11 protein-coding genes are annotated in these 21,450 nt (G+C 39.3%); 1 reads left to right on the top strand and 10 read right to left on the bottom strand.

Annotated elements, in window-relative coordinates; genetic code table 11:
• Position 1 precedes the first annotated feature (1 nt).
• The 7 genes from ACS5PU_RS08315 to ACS5PU_RS08345 all read right to left on the bottom strand — a co-directional run bounded on the left by ACS5PU_RS08315 (position 2) and on the right by ACS5PU_RS08345 (position 16,854).
• Positions 2-2,998, bottom strand: coding sequence for a SusC/RagA family TonB-linked outer membrane protein (locus ACS5PU_RS08315; RefSeq protein ID WP_439458823.1), 2,997 nt, complete (start codon positions 2,996-2,998; stop codon positions 2-4).
• Positions 2,999-3,372: 374 nt separating this feature from the next.
• On the bottom strand, positions 3,373-4,305 hold the full coding sequence (locus ACS5PU_RS08320; RefSeq protein WP_439458824.1) for a BT_3987 domain-containing protein: 933 nt from the start codon (positions 4,303-4,305) through the stop codon (positions 3,373-3,375).
• Between the two features lie 35 nt (positions 4,306-4,340).
• On the bottom strand, positions 4,341-5,906 hold the full coding sequence (locus tag ACS5PU_RS08325; protein ID WP_439458825.1) for a SusD/RagB family nutrient-binding outer membrane lipoprotein: 1,566 nt from the start codon (positions 5,904-5,906) through the stop codon (positions 4,341-4,343).
• A gap of 10 nt (positions 5,907-5,916) precedes the next feature.
• Entirely contained in the window at positions 5,917-9,042 is a 3,126-nt protein-coding gene (locus ACS5PU_RS08330; protein WP_439458826.1) for a SusC/RagA family TonB-linked outer membrane protein, read from the bottom strand.
• A 435-nt stretch (positions 9,043-9,477) separates the two neighbouring features.
• On the bottom strand, positions 9,478-10,917 hold the full coding sequence (locus ACS5PU_RS08335) for a SusD/RagB family nutrient-binding outer membrane lipoprotein (protein WP_439458827.1): 1,440 nt from the start codon (positions 10,915-10,917) through the stop codon (positions 9,478-9,480).
• Positions 10,918-10,929: 12 nt separating this feature from the next.
• Complete coding sequence (locus ACS5PU_RS08340; RefSeq protein ID WP_439458828.1) at positions 10,930-14,166, bottom strand: SusC/RagA family TonB-linked outer membrane protein; 3,237 nt, start codon at positions 14,164-14,166, stop codon at positions 10,930-10,932.
• Positions 14,167-14,358: 192 nt separating this feature from the next.
• Complete coding sequence (locus ACS5PU_RS08345) at positions 14,359-16,854, bottom strand: M14 family metallopeptidase (RefSeq protein WP_439458829.1); 2,496 nt, start codon at positions 16,852-16,854, stop codon at positions 14,359-14,361.
• Positions 16,855-16,938: 84 nt separating this feature from the next.
• Between ACS5PU_RS08345 and ACS5PU_RS08350 the strand changes: the two genes are divergently transcribed.
• On the top strand, positions 16,939-18,240 hold the full coding sequence (locus ACS5PU_RS08350) for a UDP-N-acetylmuramoyl-tripeptide--D-alanyl-D-alanine ligase (RefSeq protein WP_439458830.1): 1,302 nt from the start codon (positions 16,939-16,941) through the stop codon (positions 18,238-18,240).
• 22 nt (positions 18,241-18,262) lie between these two features.
• Here ACS5PU_RS08350 and ACS5PU_RS08355 read toward each other — a convergent pair whose 3' ends face one another.
• The 3 genes from ACS5PU_RS08355 to ACS5PU_RS08365 are packed head-to-tail and all read right to left on the bottom strand — an operon-like array spanning position 18,263 to position 21,405.
• On the bottom strand, positions 18,263-18,745 hold the full coding sequence (locus ACS5PU_RS08355; RefSeq protein ID WP_439458831.1) for a gliding motility lipoprotein GldH: 483 nt from the start codon (positions 18,743-18,745) through the stop codon (positions 18,263-18,265).
• Positions 18,714-20,255 (bottom strand): PSP1 domain-containing protein, encoded by a 1,542-nt coding sequence (locus tag ACS5PU_RS08360; RefSeq protein ID WP_439458832.1) that lies wholly within the window; start codon positions 20,253-20,255, stop codon positions 18,714-18,716. The genes ACS5PU_RS08355 and ACS5PU_RS08360 overlap by 32 nt, the downstream gene beginning before the upstream one ends.
• Position 20,256: 1 nt before the next feature.
• Entirely contained in the window at positions 20,257-21,405 is a 1,149-nt protein-coding gene (locus ACS5PU_RS08365) for an ATP-binding protein (RefSeq protein WP_439458833.1), read from the bottom strand.
• Positions 21,406-21,450 lie beyond the last annotated feature (45 nt).

Here is a 21,450-nt window from a genome sequence, read left to right on the forward strand (position 1 = left end):
TTTAAAATTGAACGCTTATACCACCAGAAATTGTTCTTGGATTAGGATAGAAATTCAAGTTTTGGCCTGTGTTTTCCGGATCATCTCCTCTGTAATTTGTAAAAGTCAATAGATTTAAACCTTGAAGACTAAGTGTAACGTTTGGTATCTTAACTTTTCTAGTAATTTTCTCTGGTATCCTATAGCTTAAGTTGGCTTGTTTTAATCGGATATAAGATGCCTTTTCAACAAATCTGCTCGAGAAATTCAATGTATTTGCCGATCCTGGTTCAACACGTCCTTCATATGGTCTTGGAACAGCGGTTAACTGGCCAGGTGTAGTCCATCTGTCCAATTGCGATACCAATTGGTTATTGGCTATACTACCTCCTTGCTCAATATATTGGCCAGCCTGTATAAATGCAGATTTACCGTATTCATATTGGAATAAGAAATCTAACGAGAAGCCTTTGTAGCTTAGGTTATTCGTTAAACCTCCATAAAAATCAGGATTTTGGTCACCGATAAAAAATCTATCTGCATTGGTTGGGTTATAGGTGATATTGTTGTTGATATCATAAAACATTGCCCTTCCATCAGCCGGGTTAACACCTGCATATTTAAAAGTGTAAATCTGCGATAATGGCATGCCTACAGTATATACAAAATCCTGGATATTAGTTAAACCATTGTTCAATTTTAACAGTTTATTTCTGTTAAAGGCAATGTTAAAATTAGTTGTCCATCTAAAATCACCCTCTAAGTTCACCGTATTTAAATCAAACTCAATACCTTCTGTTCTAGCTTCTCCGGCATTTTCGTTAATCGATCCGAAACCAGAGTCGCCGGGTAATGTTCTGGCCAAGATCAGATCAGAATTTGTTTTGCGGTAAATATCAAATGATAGGGTAATTCTGTTTTTCAACAAACCTAAGTCTAAACCAAAGTTTAACTGCTTTGATACCTCCCAGGTAAGATCTGGATTAGGCAATTGAGTAGGTCTTAAACCTCCAGCCAAGCCAGGGTTACCATATTGACCCCCGTTTCCATAAAGTGCTAACGAGCCAAAGTTATCAAGTGGCTGTACACCGGTTTCGCCATAACTTGCTCTAAGCTTTAAATCGCTTACAAAAGTTAAGCCTTTCATAAATTCTTCATCAATAATTCTCCATCCACCAGATACACCATAAAACAGACCGAATTTCTTGTTATCTCCAAATCTCGAAGATCCATCATACCTCAAGTTGGTAGAGAACAGGTATTTCCCTTTGTAATCATATTTCAAATTACCCAGAACACCTGCCGATCTGTAACCTGTAAATGTTGAAGTTGTACCTGTAGGTGTAGAAGCATTACTTAATAAGCTAAGCAATGGACTGGCGAAACCTTGAGCAGTAGCGGTTAAGATAGTACCTGTAACCTCTCTAAATTCAAAACCACCAAGTGCACTGAAATTGTGGTCGCCCAGCGTTTTATTATAATTTAAGGTTCCCGTTGTGGTATAGTTGATATTCCTTCTGAATACCTCACTGCCCGAACCTACTGTTGCTGCCGCTGTAGATAATGTAGCTGGCCTGTAATTTAAATCGTTTACGTCAGAAAAATCGATACCTGCAAATGCCTTAGCCGTTAAGCCAGGTATTATTTTATAGGTTAAGGCCAAATTACTTACCGTTTGAAAAGTACCTGCTTTTCTAATCTCCTGTTTTAAGTTTTGAACTGAATTCTGATTGTTTGTTCCTACAAAAGTTGTATTAAATGTACCATCGGGATTATATACCTTGTTAACAGGCGCGGTTAGCAATACGCCGGTAAATGGTGTATTGGTAAAGAAACCTGCATTGGTACTTGGACCAAGGGCTTTATTGCCCGCTAAACTTAATGATGCAGAGATAGAAAATTTATCTGAAACAGCATGATCCAAGTTAGCCCTAAATGTTCCTCTTTTAAAGTTAGATGATAAGATTGTACCATCATTATTATTAAAAGAGCCAGAAATAAAGAATTTCGTTTTTTGATCTCCTCCAGAAACTGACAAATCGTACTGGCTGTTTTTACCAGTTTGAGAAACGGCATCAATCCAGTTGTAGTTATCAATTACAGCCGGAACACCACCTGGAAATGTAGAAGCAGCAGCATCTGCAGCTCCTTGAGCAGCAGATAAACCTTGTCTAACTGATCTGTTAACAAAAGATTCTACACGCAACTGGTACCAGGTAGCTGCATCCAGCAACTCGTAAGGATTGTACTGTTTTGCATTACCAAATTGGGCAGATGCCCTGATTACAGATTGACCAGACTTACCTTTTTTCGTGGTAATTAATACAACTCCATTAGCCGCCAACGAACCGTAAATAGCCGCAGAAGCTCCATCCTTTAATATTTCGATTGATTCGATATCGTTTGGATTAATTGAAGCCAATGAGTTAACAGAAGTTTGACCTGATACACCTCCCGAGCTCATTTGAACACCATCAACAATATATAAGGGTTGCGTAGGGCCGTTAATGGTAGCAACACCCCTAATATTCACAGATATACCACCGCCTGGCTGTCCACTTGTTGAGTTTACCTGAACACCAGCAGCTCTTCCCTGCAAAGCCTTATCAAACGATTGGATAGGCTGATCTCTAAAAGCATCTCCTTTAATCTGAGAAATAGATCCGGTTACCTCTCTTTTTTTCTGCACACCGTAACCGGTAATCACCACTTCACCCAATACTTTAGGGTCAGGCGCTAAAGAGGTATTTACCACAGCACCCCTAATAGATAATGATTGAGTAATGTAGCCAATAGAGCTGAACTCTAATGTTGTGGCTGATGTAGGAATAGATAAGGAATACTTTCCATCGGCCCCAGTAGAGGCTCCTATGTTGGTTCCTTTCACCTTTACGCTAGCACCGGAAAGTGGCAGGCCATCATCACTTGATACAACTGTACCGGTGATTGTTCGATTTTGCGCCATTGCACCTGTGGCAATGAACAGCAATATGAACAAACTCTGTAGAAGTTTTTTCATAAAAAAATAGTTTAGTTTTTGGTTAATAATATCCCAATATAAAACTTAGTATTCTGTAATGCAAATTTTACAGACCAAAAAAACAACAACCAAAAATTTCTTAAAAAGAAAAAAAGCAGAATAATTGATTAGCATTTAACTCTACAGAAGTTAAATGGATAAAAAGACATAGAAACCCAATAGTAAACCAGGAAAATTTCTACAAAAAAAATACAATTACATTAAAATAAGGTTAGAAAAAGAGTATTAATATTTATTAAACATCAAAGTAGCACCTAATATTCAGGAAAGAAGATTAATACTGTCGGTAATAAATAAAAAAAGGGGCTGTTTTTTTGAAACAGCCCCTTTTATGAGTTTATTTAGCAAATAAACTATCTAGTGCCTTTATATTTAGCCACTAATGAATAAACCCTTTTAGATCCAGTTTGATTCCAATCGAAATTCAATGTGAAGGTTTTGGTTGCAGGATCATATTTATTAATTGATCCAGGAATGATTGCAAGTGTAGCATTTCCAATTGCTTTCATTGTAACCAAATTGGTAGCTGGATCAACAGTAGCTTGAAGATTATCTATACCAGCAACATTAGAAGTACCACCAGCCCATCTCAAATTACCGATCTGAACTGTATTGGCACTTATTGTAGTAAAGGTTAAATCAGGGTTAGAAGCCGTACTACCATTTAATGCATCACCAACAGTTGGTGTTGTAGGACTGCTGTAACGCTGAACGAAACTACCGGCTTGAGGGGTATAAATACCATCATATTTGTTTTTAGCCGCTAATGCTAAGATTATTGTACCAAAATTACCGCTGATTACACCAGTTGATGCAGAAACAATTTTTAAAGGCAACGCATATGACGCTGAAAAATCAAATTGATCTGGTTTAACGGTGATGGTTAAATTTGCTACTCTCTGCCCTTTAGGAATCACTAAATCCGTAGTTGAAAAACTATAAAGACTAGTTGGCATATCGGTATAGTGTGCAGCATTTTCAGTATTATATTTTGCCAAGGCAGCAGGGTCTAAACCTACTTTAACCCTGATATCTTCTGGCGCTACATCAGCTCCAGAATAACTTACCTGAACAACTGTAGTTGCAGAAGCAGCGATATCAAATGACTTTACATATAATGCATAGGTGCTAGATGTTCCAGACCCTATAAAATCAGGGTTTAAGAACTCTACTATGTTTTTAGTTGCTCCAGGTGCATCAGGACCGATTATAGAATCGTCCTTTAGGCAGGAACTGAATCCTGTTGCAATTAATCCAAGGATTAATAGATTTATAACTTTTTTCATGTCTTTACTTAATTATATATTAAATAATACTGGGATTATTTAGCCCAAAAGATTTTACTTGAGTATACATTTACTGCAGGAACATTCGATGCATTGTATTTAAACTCATTTGCTGGATATTGAACACGTGTTGGCAATTTATCAGCAGCTGTAGATTGAGAAACAATAGATACAAATGATGTAAGTCTATTTGGAGTTGGTGAAACAACAATGGTTGGATAACCTGTTCTCCTGTACTCATTCCAAGCCTCATGCCCAAAAAGCATATTGAAAGCGATATACTTCTGAGTAATGATGGCTTCAAGTTTTTGCGCATCAGTTGTTGCTACAGCAAAGTTAGCCAAAGGGTTTGCAGTATTTGTAGTTCTGTAGGTTGTTGCATCAGCAACAGCGTCCTTTCCAGCATTTACAGCACCTGTATTATCTTTATAAAGATATCTAAAGGCTGCGTTTTCACCCAAATCAAAGTTAGTAGCAGCTGATCCAGCAAGTAAACCTTTAACATTAGCCTCAGCTTGTAAAAAATAACTTTCAGCAGCTAGCATAATTGGTTGGCCTGCATCAGGACCTTTTAAAATACCTATTTTCTCGTAGGTGGTAGCACTCGAACCTCTAAACCAAGAACTTGGCGCTAAACCTCTACCTGCATCAGCTTGTTGATAGCCTAGTTGGTTGGTCGGAACAGAAAGACCAGTTTGGTAAGTTACACCTGCCCTTGCTGGATCAGATATTTTAGTTCCGTTGTAAAAGGTTAACATCCAGCTGGTAACAGCATAATTACTAGCTGCACCTACAGCAGTTCCAGCAGCATTATAAGCCCAAGCATTCCAAAAAGGGTTTTGCTTATTCTCCACTTTAGTGTAGCCAGGCTGAACAATTGCATCATCAGTAATAAAGCCTACTGCAGAATCAAAAGTGGTATTGCTAAAAGTTACCTTACCCTGTCCTTTAATCACTAATTTCAGTTTTAAAGTTTGAGCAAAGGCAGCCCACTTGCCTAAGTTACCTGCAAAAAGAGGATCAGCAGTAACAAATAATTTAGAACCAGCTCCAGTTCCAGCAGCCTTGAATGTAGCAATCGATTGATCCAAAAGGTCTACTAAACTTTTATAGATATCTGTAGCTTTATCGTATTTAGGTTGCAATTTTGTATCACCTTGTAATGCTTCAGTATATGGTATATCATTATAAGTATCTACCAATAAAGAATAGTTATATGCTTTAAGCACTTTAGCAGCAGCATTAAATTCTTTAAAACTTGCATTACCTTCACTGTTTGCGATTACGTACTGAACGTCAGTTAATACATCATAAGTAGTAGCCCAGTTACCAGCAAAATCTCCAGTTGTCCAGTTGTAAGAAATAATACCTGCCCAACCACTTACACCGCCACCATTTGCGAAATAACCAACTTGTTGGCCGCCCATAAAGTTATATCTCTCTAAGCTATTAGCTGTGGCTACAATTGAATTGGGCAAAACTAAATCTACCGTCGCAACAGTAACTGAATTGGGATTGGTGTTGATATCTAAATCTTTTTTACAAGAATAAAGAGATACCAACATCGAAAATCCGAATATATATTTAAAAATACTTTTCATGTCTTTATTATTATAGGGTTAATGTTAAAGTAGCTCCATAATATCTTGATGGTGGAGTTTGGTTAAGGTTTGTTAAACCAATAGCATTACCACTGCTCGATCCGTTACCATCACTATACTCTGGATCTGTATATACGTTAGTTTTAGGTAAGAAGATGAATAAGTTTCTACCTTGAACACTAATTCTTGCTCTTTTGATAACTTTTGATTTCGCTAAGAAAGCTGTAGGAACATCGTAAGATAACGCTAACTCTCTGATTTTCCAGAACGCACCAGATGTTACATAGTTTTCGTTAATACCAGTTCTTGGTCCTGCGATAGTCCAGTAACCTGGTCCACCATCACGAACAGTAATATTGGTGTTCGGTACGTAAGTGTTAGTTGCAGGATCTAAATAAGATGAATTAGGGATAACGAAACGATCACGGTTGTATGCTGCTGAATTAATACCAGCACCACTGAAATCAAAAGTACCACCTGCTGCGTTATAAATTACGTTACCACCACGGTATTCGCCCGATCCATATAGCGTAAAGCCTTTGTATGCCACATTAACGTTTACACCTAAAATGTGTTTTGCATTTGCTTGGCCTAATATAGTGATACCAGAAGTTGCTGAAGGATAACCGGTAATTCTATCAACAATGATTCTTCCTTGGCTATCACGTACGTGAGTACTACCTTGGATTACAGGAAACTGTTGGCCAGCAATTGCGTAAGAACCTACAGTACCACCATAAGCACCTAATGTTAATTGACTTAAGTCAGCACTAATGAAATCAACTGAGTTATCGTAGTAAGCATAAGTACTTCCTAATGAAATTTCCCAATCAGTAGTTCTTAAAGGAACCACAGTTAAACCTGCTTCAATACCTTTACTTGTAGTTTGTCCGGCATTAACTAAATAATTTGTATATCCAGTAGTGCTCGAAACTCCAGTTGGAACTGTCTGATCTTTGGTTTTAGTATTATAATAACTTGCAGTTAAGTTAATACGGCTTTTGAAGAAACTAGTCTCAATACCATACTCAAATCCTGAAGTAATCTCTGGTTTTAGATCTCTAGAGATTAAAGTATTTCCAACAGAAAGACCTCCTAAACCATTATAAGGATAACCAGCACCTTGACCAAACGTAGGTACCAAACTATATGCACCAATGTTAACCTGACCAACTTTAGACCAACCACCTCTTAATTTAATGAAGTCGATTTCTTTAATATCTTTAATTGCTTCGATTGCATCAGAAGCTACAAAAGATAAAGTTGCACTAGGGTAGAAGAATGAACGGTTTTCTGGAGATAAAATAGAAACCCAGTCATTACGTCCTGATAAACTCAAGAATAAATAATCTTTGAAAGCGATATCAATTTTACCTGTTAAACCATAAGAACGGGTTAAAGTATTATTTTCGTTCGCTGTCGGATTACTTGTACTGTTACCTAAGTTAAATACACCAGCAGTAACCAAACCATTAACTGCAGCAGTTGTGGTTTTTGTTTGTCTCTGAATTAATTGTCCTAAAACAGTGAAATCAAATTTAAAGTCATCAACTTTTTTCTGTGCATGACCAATGAAATCACCAACAATATTCGTTTCGTAGTTCAAGTTATCACTTACACCACCAAGGATATCTTGTTGTTTGTACTCACTAGAACCAGAAATAGATTTTGTATAATCGCTATATTTAAAGATATCCGAATAATTTTTAGAAGATTGGTTTTGAGTAGTTAAACCAATACGGCCTGTAAAATCTAACCATTCTAATGGCTTGTATTTCAATTCGGCATTTCCCAAGAAATAATCGTTTCTTACTTGTTGTCTATAATTATCGGCTAAGAAGTAAGGGTTATTGTAATATGCATTGTAATAACCATTTGGATTAGCATAAGGGTTATTTCTCCAGTCGCTATAATCAGTAATTAATGCTTGTGAAGGAGCGTTTAACAATCCATTATAGATTGCACCTGTTTGTGTTGTTAAATTCTGTCTGTTTTGAATATAGTTTGCAGAATAGTTAAAAGTAATCTGATCAGAAACAGCTCTTGTTCCTCCGATCTTAACGTTAGCTCTATTGTATTTATCTCCAGGAGTAGTTCCAGAAGCTTTCAAATACTGAGCAGAAGCATATAAACTACCTTTATCATTACCTGAAGAAACAGAGAAATCAGTAAAGTTAGTTACACCAGTATCCCAAAAATCATCTTTACTGTTTGTGTAAGAGTAAGGAACGTTTTGGATAGACCCATCAGCTAATGGACGGCCAATTGGTCTTACTATACCATCAAAATGAGGACCGTATTGCTGATTTTCGTAAGGAAGATAGATTTGAAGATCGTTATCAGATCCTGAACCAAATTCTTTCTGTAGTTTAGGAAAAAATGCAACCTGCTCTAAAGTGGTTGTGTTTCCAATTTTAATATCGAAAGAACCATCTTTTTTACCTTTTTTAGTGGTAATGATTAATGCACCATTTGAAGCCGCAGAACCATACAATGCTGCTGCACTACTACCATTAAGTACAGTAATGTTTTCAACATCATCTGGATTAATGTTACTTAAGATTGAGTTTGGTACAATTACATTGTCCACTACAATTAGCGCTTGGTTATTACCCGTTAACGAACGCATACCACGTAAAACAACGCGATAGTTAGGGTTAACACCACTACCAACACCCTGAACATTTAAACCAGCTACCTTACCGGTTAAACCAGACACGATATTGGTTGGTTTAGCCTGTGTTAATGAAGCATTATTTAAAGTTGTTTGCGCAGCTCCTAGCTCCTTTTTGCGGGCCGTTAAACCAGCACCTGTTACAACAACCTCGCTTAATGATTTTGAATCTGCATTCAAAACAACATTAACGGTTGTTGAATTTCCGATAGTTCTGCTTTGAGGAGCATAACCAATAAAAGAAAATGTTAATACTGTTGATCCTGAAGGAACACGAACGGTATATTTACCGCCGGCATCTGTAACGGCACCACTTTGAGTACCTTGTACCTTAACACTTACACCAGGGATTGGCAATTTGTCATCCGCAGAAGTAACTGTACCAGTTACCGTTCTTTCTTGTGCAAAGGCAGAAAATGCGCAAAGCACGAGAATGAACAAACTTTGTAGAAGTTTTTTCATAATTTGAAAATAGGTTAGTTAATGATTATTTAATCGCTAAAATAGAGTTAGTTATGATCAACACCAAATTTATTTTAACAAATTTTAACATTTAACACATAATAATGTCATAAAACGTGTTTCTGCCTTAAAAACAGCTAAAAAATATTTAAACTATGTAATTAGTTTTACTAAGTCCGTCTTTTCGAATAGACAAATTAAAAATTTCCGTAAACTTTTTGTGTACGATTTTACAACTTTTTAACCTTTTAATAGTCTATATTATCTGACATTTCGTTCGTAGGCTAAAGTCTAAATACTGAAATAATCAAGTACTAGATACTGTAAGAGAGAAGCAATAATTGGCAAAAATTATCAAATTGAATTGGCCTTAAAAAACAAAAGCCCGTAAACAACAATTGCTGTTTACGGGCTTTTAAAAAATCCTGGGTCAATTTAGAACTTATCCCAAAATAACTTCGTGGTTACATTATCTCCACCTATTTTGGCAGCAGCAGCAGCTCTGTTTACATTATTAACATTTTGTTCTTTAACAGGGTAGGTAAACCGAACGGGAAAATCAGTTCTAGCATCTGTAGCCTTTGGTAACTGAGGAAAATCCAATCTCCTATTTTCTACCCAAGCATCTAATCCTCTATTATAAAGTGCTAACCATTTCTGTGTGCCTATTTTTTGCTTCCATGTACCCGCTGCCGTTACATAAGCCACAGCTGGCTGCGCCAGGTAGGTAGTAGCGCTTGCCAACGAACCTCCCCAATCTAATATTGATGCCGTAATGGCATTGGTATAAAAGGTAGCAGCAGTTCCACCAACACTGTAACCTCTTTCGGTAGCTTCTGCCAGCAAAAACTGTACTTCGGCAACGTCAATCAGTGCCCCTGGAAAATCGGCATTGGTAATCTTTACTGCAGGTGCCGAGAAGTTTGCATAGGGGCTGCTTTCTCCCGGGTTACCGCCCGAATACAAGCCGTCTCCATCAAGTGTAAAGAAAAATGGCCGTCTTGGATCGGCAAGAGTATTCATCCGGGTCGTAATGCTATTGTTGGCCACAAAATCCAAACGCCCACTCTGTACTAAATCAACCCATATTGGATTTGTATTTGGCGTAATGGTGGTAAAAGGATATTTTGCATTATCGGTATTGGGGTTACTCACCGAATACGTAAATACACCCGATGCAACTGCCGATTCGGCCGCTGTTTTTGCGGTGGTATTATCCGCATCTGCAATGGTTAATGCAATTTTCAGCTTCAGGGAATTGGCCAGTTTCTTCCAATTCTGCGCATTTCCCGAATAAATCGCATCGGCCGAGCCCAATGATGTAGAACTGGGATCAAGACCAGCTATATCTGCATCCAGTCTTTTCAATAAATCTTTAAAAGCGGTTAAGCCATCATCATACTTCGGAAACGCATTGTTAATATTTAACGCTTCTGAATATGGAACATCACCATAAGTGGTAAGGATATAATACCAAGTGTAAACCTCCATAATATCAGTAATAGCCAATTGATTTTTAAGGTCAACTGCAGATTTTCCTTCTGTTGCGGCAATCGCTCTCGATTCGCTAAAGTTTTTTAGAACATCTCTATAAAAGGCATTCCATAAGTTATCCGGAATTGTCCTGGTTTGCAAATCGTACTGGCTTTCGTCTATATATGTGGTTTCCTGCCACTGTTGCTCTATTAATCTGAATATATTTAAATTCACATTGGATGAAGTAACCGTACTCACAAACCTACGCTGAGCATTTGTAAATAATGATGCTGATGATACATTTAACGGGCGTTTGGGATCGGTGTTAACCGAAGTTACATCTTTCTTACACGCACCAAATAATAGCACCGGTATTAAGGCTAATAATATCTTTTTCATAACTGTTCGTAATTAAAATCTAACTTTTAAATTGAAGGCAAAACTTCTAACACTCGGATAAGAACCTACTTGGTATCCTTGCACATTTCCAAAGCTCAATCCATCTTCCGGATCGGCATTTGGTAGGTTTTTGTGGATAATCCATAAATTTCTTCCGATCAAAGAAAGATCGACCCCTTTAACCGGGCCTAGTTTACTTACAAATGTTTTAGGCAGTGAATAACCTAAAACCACTTCTCTTAATTTTACAAAACTGGCATCGTATACAAATGCTGCAGCTGGCAAGCGCCTGTAGCCATACGAACCAAACTCGGCATTGGTAACCCGGGTAGTATTCGGCGTTCCATCGGCTTTAACACCTGGATTAATAAAACCACCGCCCTGGCTAAGTTCATTACGTGAAGGGTTTCCCAGATCATTTAAACCTGTTGTTTCTACATAACCTCCTGTAGCCAAACCATAGTACTGATCGAGCGAGAATACACTTCCACCATGCCTGATATCAATTAAGAAACTGAGATTAAAATCTTTATAGCGGAAACTGTTGTTAATCCCCCCAATCCATTTAGGGTTCATATTCCCGATAACTTCATTAGAGGTTTCTGACTGCGCATACCTGCCATTGGCCGAAACAACCTTTTCGCCATTCAGATAAACAAAGTTTTTACCTCTTATGGTTCCGTAGGGCTGCCCAAGCGTTGCATTTACACTTACCCCGCCCTGAAAGCTTTGAATTAATAAGTTTTGGGCTTCGTTTCCTGTTGCATCTTTAAACAGTTCGGTTACTTTATTGCTGTTCTTTGTCCAGTTTACATTAATCTTCCACTCAAAATCGCTTGTTTTAAATGGCGATCCGTTTAATGATAGCTCCACACCTTGGTTTACCACACTACCCGAGTTCAGGTACTGGGAATTGTAACCTGTTGATGTTGATAAACTTACCGGTATAATCTGGTTTACGGTTTTGGTATTGTAATAGGTAAAATCGAAACCTAACCTATTGTTTAAAAACGAAGCCTCTAATCCAACCTCTTTACTTTTTGTTTTTTCGGGTTTTAAATTAGGGTTATTCTTAGTGGTTGGCACTGCGGTTTGCGAACGTCCGTCAATAGGGGTTATTAAACTATAAGTATCCAACAAACTGTAAACAGGGGCATCAGATCCTACCTCTGCATAGTTGGCCCTTAACTTTCCGTAAGATAGCCACTTATAATCTTTAAGCATTTCTGAAAAAACATAACCTAAAGAAACAGAAGGGTAGTAATAAACATTATTTCCTTTAGGGAGGGTAGATGAAACATCTCTTCTGATGGTTCCATCCAATGTTAGCATATTTTTATAGGTAAAAGATGCTCCGGCAAACAACCCATGTACCTCTCTATTCTGATCGAGCTCTACTGGGGCTTCGATCGGGTTAGATGAATTGCTTAAAGAATAAATACCCGGGATACCTAAACCGCCATTGGTAATCGCAAAGGTAGATTGGGTTCTCTGCTTTCTGATATTTAAACCCAAAAGACCTTTGAAGTTCAGATCAGTTGATATGTTTTTATCTACATTGGCCAAGAAATCAACGTTGGTTTCTTTGTAATCTTCCAGATATTTAGAATAAAAAGGAACATCTAAACTACCTATGGCCTGCCTTTCTTCCTGCACCTGGTTATAGGTATCCATGGAGTAACGGCCTAATAAATTTAACCAATTGGTTACTTTGTAGTTTAAGTTAACATTGCCCAAATAGCGGTTACGCGCATCTGTTTCATAATTTTCATATCGCGAAAAATAAGGGTTATCCCAATAAATTGGCTTTGTTCCGGTAAGATCAGACCAGTTCCAGGTAACATTTTTACCTGTGCGGAGGTAAGCCTGCTCTAGCTCTTTTACATCAACATTGGTTTGCCACCACTGCCTAAAGTTAGTTGCCGGATTGTAAACCCCGTTTCCGTTGTATCCTGTTCCATACCTTCCTTTACCTTCAACATTAAAATAATTAACCTCAGCACCGGCCGTTAATTTACTGGTGATGTTATAGGTTGCGCCAAAGTTGAAAACATTCTTTTGAATTTGGGAATTTGGCAGTATCCCGTTCTGATCATCTCTGTTAAAGCCAAGTTTATAACTTCCTTTTTCGTAGCTGTTGGTTAAAATAATGCTCTGGTTATTGGAAACCGGTTTTTCAAAAAATGTGGTCGGATCATTTGCTGCTGCTACCCAAGGTGTTGCCTTGCGGTAATTTGGAGATGAAGGATCGAAAGCATCCCATTGATAAACCAATAAGCTTGGATTAAATTTCCCCCCGTATGAAGCATCCTCAGTTAATGGTGCTACCAGATCAGGTACGCCATCACCATTAATATCGGCAGAGTTGAAATACGAATCTTCATTCGGGCCATAATATGGACCATAACCACCTCCATATTCTTTTTGGTATTTAGGAAAGGTTGATTTATCAATTATCGAATAATTGATTCCGGCGTTAAAGGTAATGTTTAAGCCTGATTTACCTTTTTTGGTGGTGATTAAGATTACCCCATTACTACCCCTAGAACCATAAAGGGCCGATGCGGCAGCTCCTTTTAGCACAGTTATGTTCTCAACATCGTCGGGATTGATATCGGATGCTGGATTACCATAATCATATCCGCCAACTCCGCTCGTTTGCCCGGTTGTGTTCATACTGGTGTTGGCTACAGGAACTCCATCAATAACGAAAAGTGCCTGGTTGTTTCCCGTTATCGACTTAACACCACGCACCACAACATTTGTAGAACCGCCCATGGTGTTGTTCTGCCGGATCTCCAAACCAGAAACCTTACCCGATAAGCTGCTCCCAATGTTTGGTGATCTGTTTTCGCTCACCGCAGCTCCATCAAGCGATTGGGCCGCGTACGCTACCTCATTCCGCTTTCTTTGGATACCCAGTGCCGTTACTACAACTTCGCCCAGGGTTTTGGCATCGGCCGACAAAACTACGTCGATTACATTGGCACCGCCGATCGGTTTTGATTGTGTGGTAAATCCAATTGATGAAAATTCAATTGTTTTTGCTTCGGATGACACTTTAATGGAATATTTTCCGTTAGCATCTGTAGAGGTTCCCCCCGCTGTGCCCTGAATTTTCACGCTTACTCCAGGGATTGGTAGTTTGTCTTCTGAAGACGTAACTGTTCCAGTGATTGTTCGATCCTGAGTCCATGCAAATGTCGCATAAAACATACAGATGATCAAACTTGGTAGAAGTTTTTTCATAGTAGAATAGGTTAGTTAATGTAATGATAGAATGGCACTAAAATAGAACTACTTCGTTTTGCAGCCAAATTTATTTTAACATTTTTTAACAAAACCCTTCCTATACGGCTTAAAAAGCCATTTTTCAATAAACAAAAACTTTAAGAAAACGCTGCTTTTAACCAAGAACGTGGTTAAAGGCTTGGATTTATTTTAGTAGCTACAAAACACAATATTGCCAAAAAGTGTCTTTCCGCCTTCCCAAAAATTTCTGAAAAGCGGATCGTTAGCGAGATAAACAACCTGGCCACGGCCAAAATCCTGTACACCAATTAAAAGCCCTGTTTTAAGCTCTTCTCTGGCTTTTTTTCCAACCACACCGGCCATCAAACTTTTTTCATTAATTAGCCCAACATTCCAGCCCTTTACAAAAGGCTCGTAAATTTTACGGTCGGTTTTTAAGCTGTAATAGCTTTTGCCCAGCCCATAAGAAAAAGGGTGGGTGGCATCGAGGTTAATTTTATAGATTGCACCGGGTATGGTGGTTTCAAAATCATCTCTATCTTTATCCTTAAACAGCAGTTTGTTTGCTTCTGGCTTTTCGTCTTTCTTAACTACAGCCTCTTTTTTCTTTATATCGAAGCCTTTTTTCTCTAAAACACTTTCAATGGCATCTTCCATTAAAATCAGCTTACCTCCCTTATTTAGCCAAGCGGTTAAACCATCGCCAATAAACGGGCTATAACTACCATCGGGTAGGATAAGTGTGTTTACTTTATTAATATCCAGATTGTTAATATCCTTGGCGTTGATAATACTCGGCGAAAGGTTTAAATCGTGTTCAAGGTAAAACCAGGCCTCACCAAAAGCTAGAGATGAAACCTCCATACCTGATACGATGGCAATTTTAGGCTGCTTTAGTAAAGGGTAAACATTAGAACCAAAATCTTTACCTTTTTCTACAAAGCCACTGCTTACGGCCAGAATTGGCTTATCGAGCATTTTGGCAACAAAAGCAATTTTATCTTTTACGCCTTTTATTGATTTTTCATTTTCTGCCCTCAATACAATCAGGGTTCCGGCAGGATAGTCTTTTCCATTTACAGCAAATGGCTGATCGGCCTGCCTAACTTTTATGCCTTCTTTTTGCAGTGCAATCAAAACCTGTACATCCTCACTCGTACCCCAGGTAAACAACCAGGCCAATGGCTTATCTACTTCATTATTAATAGCTTTTTGTTCTTCAATAGCCGAAAATCTACCTTTAATACTCTCTTTGCTGGCATAGCCTTTTAAGCCATATACATATGGCAATGCCCAGGCAGTAATGTCATAAGTGTTCGAATCGGTTACAAAGGTATGCGGCTCTAGCAGCACATTGGCCAATACAGCCCTTGGTTGTTGTATGTTTACAATTAAATCGTTACGGCCAATGGTAAAATTCTCTTCCCTTTGGGTATCATAATCATAGCCCCTGCCAGCTTTATCTCCTCCAAATGCAAATTCGATCTTGTTTTTGCTTAACAGCTCGGCCAGTTTTTTTAAGCGCGAAAGGTTGGTTGCTTTAATGATATAGCTTTTATAAATGCCCGGCGCACTGGCCAGCTCCTGCTGAAAATATTTTCTATATTCTTCTAAAAGCTTATTGTGGTTTAAAGAGGTAACCTCAAGGGTTGACATGCCGGTGGTAAAATGATGTGCAATACGGTCCTTTAAGGTTAAAGTATCCCCGTCATTGGTTACTACGGATAAACCCGCCCTGATTCCGCCCTGCTCGTAAGTCATACCAATTGATCCGTTATACAATGGATAAGTATCGCCGTACGAAGGATAAAGCAGATCGAAGCGCTCTTTGGTAAAGTATTGCCAACCTTCTGCATCGAAATATTTGGCATTGTTTTTCCCTACCACTACCTGAAAACTTTTTTGCCAAGGGGTAATATCCTGATGAACAGGTTCGGCTGCAGGTGCAAAATAATAAGGCTCATTATAACTCTGTTCGTGAAAATCTACATGAACCTGTGGCATCCACTGGTTGTATAAGGCCAGCCTTTGTTTACTTTCCAGTTGTGTTTGCCAGGCCCAATCGCGGTTCAGGTCAAAATAGTAATGGTTCGGTCTTCCCCCCGGCCATGGCTCTATGTGCTCGCGCGATGAAGGATCTGAATTTGGTGTTTTTCCCACCACACTGTTGAAATAGTTCACGTACCGGTCCCTTCCATCAGGATTTAAACACGGATCGATAACCACAACCGTATTTTTTAACCATTCGACAGCTGGCTTATTTATGCCCGAAACCAATGTATAAAGCATTTTCATTGCGGTTTCGGTAGAATTTGCCTCGTTACCGTGCACATTATAGCTTAACCAGAGGATGCCGGGCTGCTGATTTAAATCTACACTGTTGGTTGTACCGGCAGCAAGGGCCAAATTGTTATTTTTGATCTGCTCGAGTCTGTTTATATTTTCTGCAGATGAAACAATAGCAACCAGCAAAGGCCTGCCTTCGTTCGTTTTACCATATTCAACCAGTTTTACCTGTTTATTGGCCGCAGCAGCAGTTTGCCTAAAGTATTCGGCTACCTTGTGATGGGGTGTAAAGTGAGTTCCCAGCTCGTATCCGAGAAAATCATCGGGCGATTTAAGCTGCGCCTGTACAAATAGAATAGAGCTGAGGGAGATTAAACAGAACGTTAACAGTCTTTTCATAGGGAAATATTTTTACCTAATGTACTAATTTTGTTTTTTGTTGTTGCGAAAGCTTAATTTTACATCACATTTTTTACGATAAGCATGATTACCACCGAAGAACTATACCATTACTATATTGCTAATCCAGTTGTTTCTACCGATACCAGAAACATTACGCCCGGTTGTATCTTTTTTGCGCTGAAAGGCGATCTTTTTAATGCCAATGAATTCGCCCTTCAGGCTATTGAAAAAGGAGCTGCCTACGCCGTTATAGATGAAGCAGCATATGCACAGCACGAAAAATGCTTATTGGTAGATGATGTGTTAAGCACCTTACAGGATCTTGCCCGCCACCACCGCAGGCAGTTAAATATACCTGTTATCGGCTTAACCGGAAGTAACGGAAAAACAACCAGCAAAGAACTTATCAATGCTGTTTTGGCCGAGCGGTATAAAACCTTTGCCACTTTTGGCAACTTAAACAACCATATCGGTGTTCCCTTGTCTATTTTATCGATTAGTAGCGATGTACAGATTGCGGTGATAGAAATGGGGGCAAACCACCAAAAAGAAATCGCGATGCTGTGCACCATTGCCCAGCCAACGCATGGCATTATTACCAATGTAGGCATGGCACACTTAGATGGTTTTGGTGGATTTGAAGGGGTTAAAAAAGGAAAAGCAGAGCTTTATACTTACCTTAAAGAAACCCTGGGCTATACTTTTATCAATCGGAACAATGCCTACCTGCTCGAAATGAGTGCTACGGCAGGCTTAAACAAGCTTATTTATTATGGAACTGAAAACGGCAACACCATTAAAGGCGAGCTGTTGAGCAGCGATCCATTTATTGAGGTAGCCTGGACCAACCACGAGCTTTCATCGGCTGTTAAGACAAATTTAACTGGCAGTTACAATTTCGAAAATATATTGGCGGCCATCTGCATTGGCGATTTTTTTGACATGGCACCAGAAGAAATCAATAACGGCCTATCCAGTTACCAGCCAAAAAACAACCGCTCGCAGTTAACCAAAACGGAAAATAATACGGTAATCTGCGATTTTTATAATGCCAACCCGAGCAGCATGACGGCCGCGCTAAACAACATTGCAGTATTATCAGCAGCTAAAAAAACAGCCATTTTGGGCGATATGTTCGAATTGGGCCCCGAATCGGCTGCACAGCACGAACTGATTGTTAAACAGGCTGCCGAAAGCGGTTTGGATGAAATTATTTTTATTGGGAAGTATTTCTTCGCGCTAAAGGACACGCTAAAGGCTACATTTTTTGAAACACCGGCAGAAGCAGCCGATTACTTACAGCAAAACCCGGTTAAAAACAATTTGGTACTCTTAAAAGGATCGAGGGGTATGAAACTTGAAAGTTTGTTGCAGTATCTGTAACTGCTCAGCCACAGCGGTTTTATTATTCGACCAAAATTCCAACATCGCTAACTTCCAACAAAGGGTTATCGCGCATGTTCTGTTCTATTTCGACATCAAATTTCCCTGCATGAGCAAAATGGTAATTGGTAAGCAGGGGTAGGGTATAGCTAAATACATTGCCAGAACCGCTGCCCAGCCACTCGCCATCGTTTTTGGCCAGTTTATATTGATACCTTTTTGTAATTACTTTTTTCCCATCCTTAAAATGTGCGAGGATAAAAATATTGGCATACTTATAATCGGCAGTATGCCTAAGTTTAAAGTAAATATTATAGGCCTTACTGCTATCTTTAATTTCAAATGGTGTAGAAATATGGTTCCGATATGTCCACCTACGATCGGCAATTTCTACATTGCTATCTATTACACTGGCGGTACAACCAGCAAATAACGCAGCAACCAGTAAAAAGCCGAACGCCAGTTTACGTCTTTTATTCGGCAGTAGGTTTATTTTCTGAGCCATTGTTATTGTTTCGGCGGTTATTGTTTTTCCTACGGTTATTTCTGTTTTTATTTTTGCTCTGTTCTGGCTTTGCTCCTTCAACAACTGCACCAGCTTCGGCCTTTACCACCGGCTTTTGAGCTTGTGGCTGCTGTGGTTTTGGTTTATTATTTTGAGGCTTCGGACCATTAACATGCTGTGGTTTTGGCACAGCCTGTTGTTGGGGTTTCTGACCTGCATTTTGAGGCTTAGGGCCCTGTTGCTGTGGTTTTCCGCCTTGTTGTGGCTTTTGATTGCCTTGCTGAGCCTGCTGAGGCCTATTATTGTTATTCGGACCTGTATTTTTCTCGCCGCCAGTAACCCGATCTCTTCTGTTCTGGTTGTTGCGGTTATTTTTTTGGTTTTTGTTCTGGTTGTTTTTACCGCGCGAACGCTCATCCAAACGGGTTAAACTATCCTGACCAACCACATTTTCATAATCGAACGATTTTTCTACCACAACTGGTGCAGCAATCTGAACAGCCTCTTCTTTTAAGTTGGGCGCCTTTTTACCGGCTTTGTTCATGGCCATGATTTCTTTTACGCGGGCCGCTTTAACCGGAATCCAGTTTTCGTCGCCCTGGTAACTAAACCACATAATTTTTTTGAAAATATCGGTTTTTTGGTGGCGGGCATAGCCAGCCTCTGTATCTAAGTTTTCAATTCGATCCGGAATGTCTTTTAAAGCATCCAGATAAGTATCCAGCTCATAATTTAAGCAGCATTTTAGCTTTCCGCATTGGCCGGCAAGCTTTAACGTGTTAAGCGATAGGTTTTGATACCTTGCCGCAGCGGTAGAAACTGTTTTAAAATTGGTTAACCAGGTAGAGCAGCACAATTCCCTTCCGCACGATCCGATACCACCTAAACGACCGGCTTCTTGGCGCATTCCGATCTGGCGCATTTCAATCCTGATGCGGAAACTCTCGGCCATCTTTTTAATCAGCTCACGGAAATCTACACGTCCATCAGCAGTATAAAAAAAAGTGGCCTTGGTTTTATCTGCCTGATAATCCACGTCGCTGATTTTCATCTGCAAACGAAGATCGAGGGCCAGTTTACGGGCTTTGTGCATGGTTTCCCATTCCATCCCTTTGGCTGCATTCCATTTTTCTACATCAGCTTCGGTAGCTTTGCGGTAAATCTTTTTCACCACCTGATCTAAAGTGGTTTTACGGCGTTTCATCTGGATACGCACCAGTTCGCCGGTAAGCGAAACATGGCCTACATCAAAGCCGCCAGTTGGTCCTTCTACGGCAACCAGTTCGCCTATCTCCAGATAAATATTATCGCTGTTTAAAAAGAATTCTTTACGTGAGCCTTTAAATTTGATTTCGGTAACCTGAAAAGGTTTATAATTAGAAGGCATATCCAAATTAGATAGCCAATCGTGTACTTCCATTGTTTGGCAACCACCGGTGCCGCATGAGCCATTACTCTTGCATCCATTAGGGGTGCAACCACCACCTGTTGAACAACTTCCACATCCCATATTAATTGTATATATATTGAGTCCCCGCAGGGAGCGTTTTAAACTTGATAATTTTTACCAGTTGTAAAGATACATCTAAAAACAGAATTTTAGGGTTAGCGTTTCTTTCTATGTGGTAATGTGCCTTTTCCAGTTCGCCAATTATGGCTTCTGCCATGGGCAGGGTTAGCACGTGCATACTTAGCTTTTTAGCGGTTTCGAAGGTTAGGGGCGGTAATTTTACCAATTCTTCTGCTCCGCTTAATATTAAACAGCACTCGCGTAAATAATTTACACCGTACTTTAAAAAATTCTTTTGGTTTTCCCTTCCCCACTTTGCTGCTACATCTGTAAAATCGATTAAATCGGGCACTTTGTTTCCAAAACCCATTCTTAACCAGGCCGTAAATGTACCCGAGCTATCACTCTGAGTATCGGCAGCCAATGCTTTGGCCTCAATTAAATTTCCATCGGCCAAAAAAGAATAATCTATTGCCTGATGCTCGGTTAATCCACTGGTATTGAGCAGGTATCCCGTAACCTCATCGGCAGTTAATTTAGGAATCTTAACAATCTGTGTCCTCGATAAAATAGTGGTTAAAATCTGGTCCTGACTTTGCGCAATTAAAATAAACAGCGTGTTTGCAGGCGGTTCTTCAATTAATTTTAACAAAGCATTGCCGGCTTTATCCAAATACTCTGGCAACCACATAATCAGCACCTTGGTGCCGGCCTCGAAGGCTTTATAACTTAGTTTTTTAATAATATCGTGGCACTCGGCAATGTTGATATTGGCCTGTTTATTGGCAGCATCTAATTTAGAACGCCATATATCCATATCAAAATAAGGATCGGCGGTTAGCATATTGCGCCATTCTTCCAGTACATCTACAGCCGTTTTTACACTGGCCGAAGCAAAAAATGGATACGAAAAATGCAGATCGGGATGGATTAAACGCTCATACTTTCTGCAGCTGGAGCATTCCCCACAACTATCATTTTCTCCCTTATCAAGGCAATTAATGTATTGCGCATAGGCAATTGCCAAAGGAACAGCCCCGGAGCCGGCCGGCGATAAAAAAAGCTGGGCATGGCTAATGCGGTTTTCCTTAACCGTTTGCACCAATTGTTGCTTAATTCTTTCCTGTCCTATGATTTCTTTAAACTGCATTTGGTGCAAAATAAGAAATAGATATGAGATTCACACATTAGTAGC

The sequence above is a fragment of the Pedobacter sp. GSP4 genome, from assembly GCF_051857575.1.
Taxonomy (GTDB): Bacteria; Bacteroidota; Bacteroidia; order Sphingobacteriales; family Sphingobacteriaceae; genus Pedobacter.

Bases quoted from the DNA above. Each gene is read 5' to 3' on its own strand.
- ACS5PU_RS08355 (WP_439458831.1), bottom strand. From the start codon at position 18,745: ATGGCTCAGAAAATAAACCTACTGCCGAATAAAAGACGTAAACTGGCG.
- ACS5PU_RS08330 (WP_439458826.1), bottom strand. From the start codon at position 9,042: ATGAAAAAACTTCTACAAAGTTTGTTCATTCTCGTGCTTTGCGCATTT.
- ACS5PU_RS08315 (WP_439458823.1), bottom strand. From the start codon at position 2,998: ATGAAAAAACTTCTACAGAGTTTGTTCATATTGCTGTTCATTGCCACA.
- ACS5PU_RS08320 (WP_439458824.1), bottom strand. From the start codon at position 4,305: ATGAAAAAAGTTATAAATCTATTAATCCTTGGATTAATTGCAACAGGA.
- ACS5PU_RS08335 (WP_439458827.1), bottom strand. From the start codon at position 10,917: ATGAAAAAGATATTATTAGCCTTAATACCGGTGCTATTATTTGGTGCG.
- ACS5PU_RS08340 (WP_439458828.1), bottom strand. From the start codon at position 14,166: ATGAAAAAACTTCTACCAAGTTTGATCATCTGTATGTTTTATGCGACA.
- ACS5PU_RS08350 (WP_439458830.1), top strand. From the start codon at position 16,939: ATGATTACCACCGAAGAACTATACCATTACTATATTGCTAATCCAGTT.
- ACS5PU_RS08365 (WP_439458833.1), bottom strand. From the start codon at position 21,405: ATGCAGTTTAAAGAAATCATAGGACAGGAAAGAATTAAGCAACAATTG.
- ACS5PU_RS08345 (WP_439458829.1), bottom strand. From the start codon at position 16,854: ATGAAAAGACTGTTAACGTTCTGTTTAATCTCCCTCAGCTCTATTCTA.
- ACS5PU_RS08360 (WP_439458832.1), bottom strand. From the start codon at position 20,255: ATGGGATGTGGAAGTTGTTCAACAGGTGGTGGTTGCACCCCTAATGGA.
- ACS5PU_RS08325 (WP_439458825.1), bottom strand. From the start codon at position 5,906: ATGAAAAGTATTTTTAAATATATATTCGGATTTTCGATGTTGGTATCT.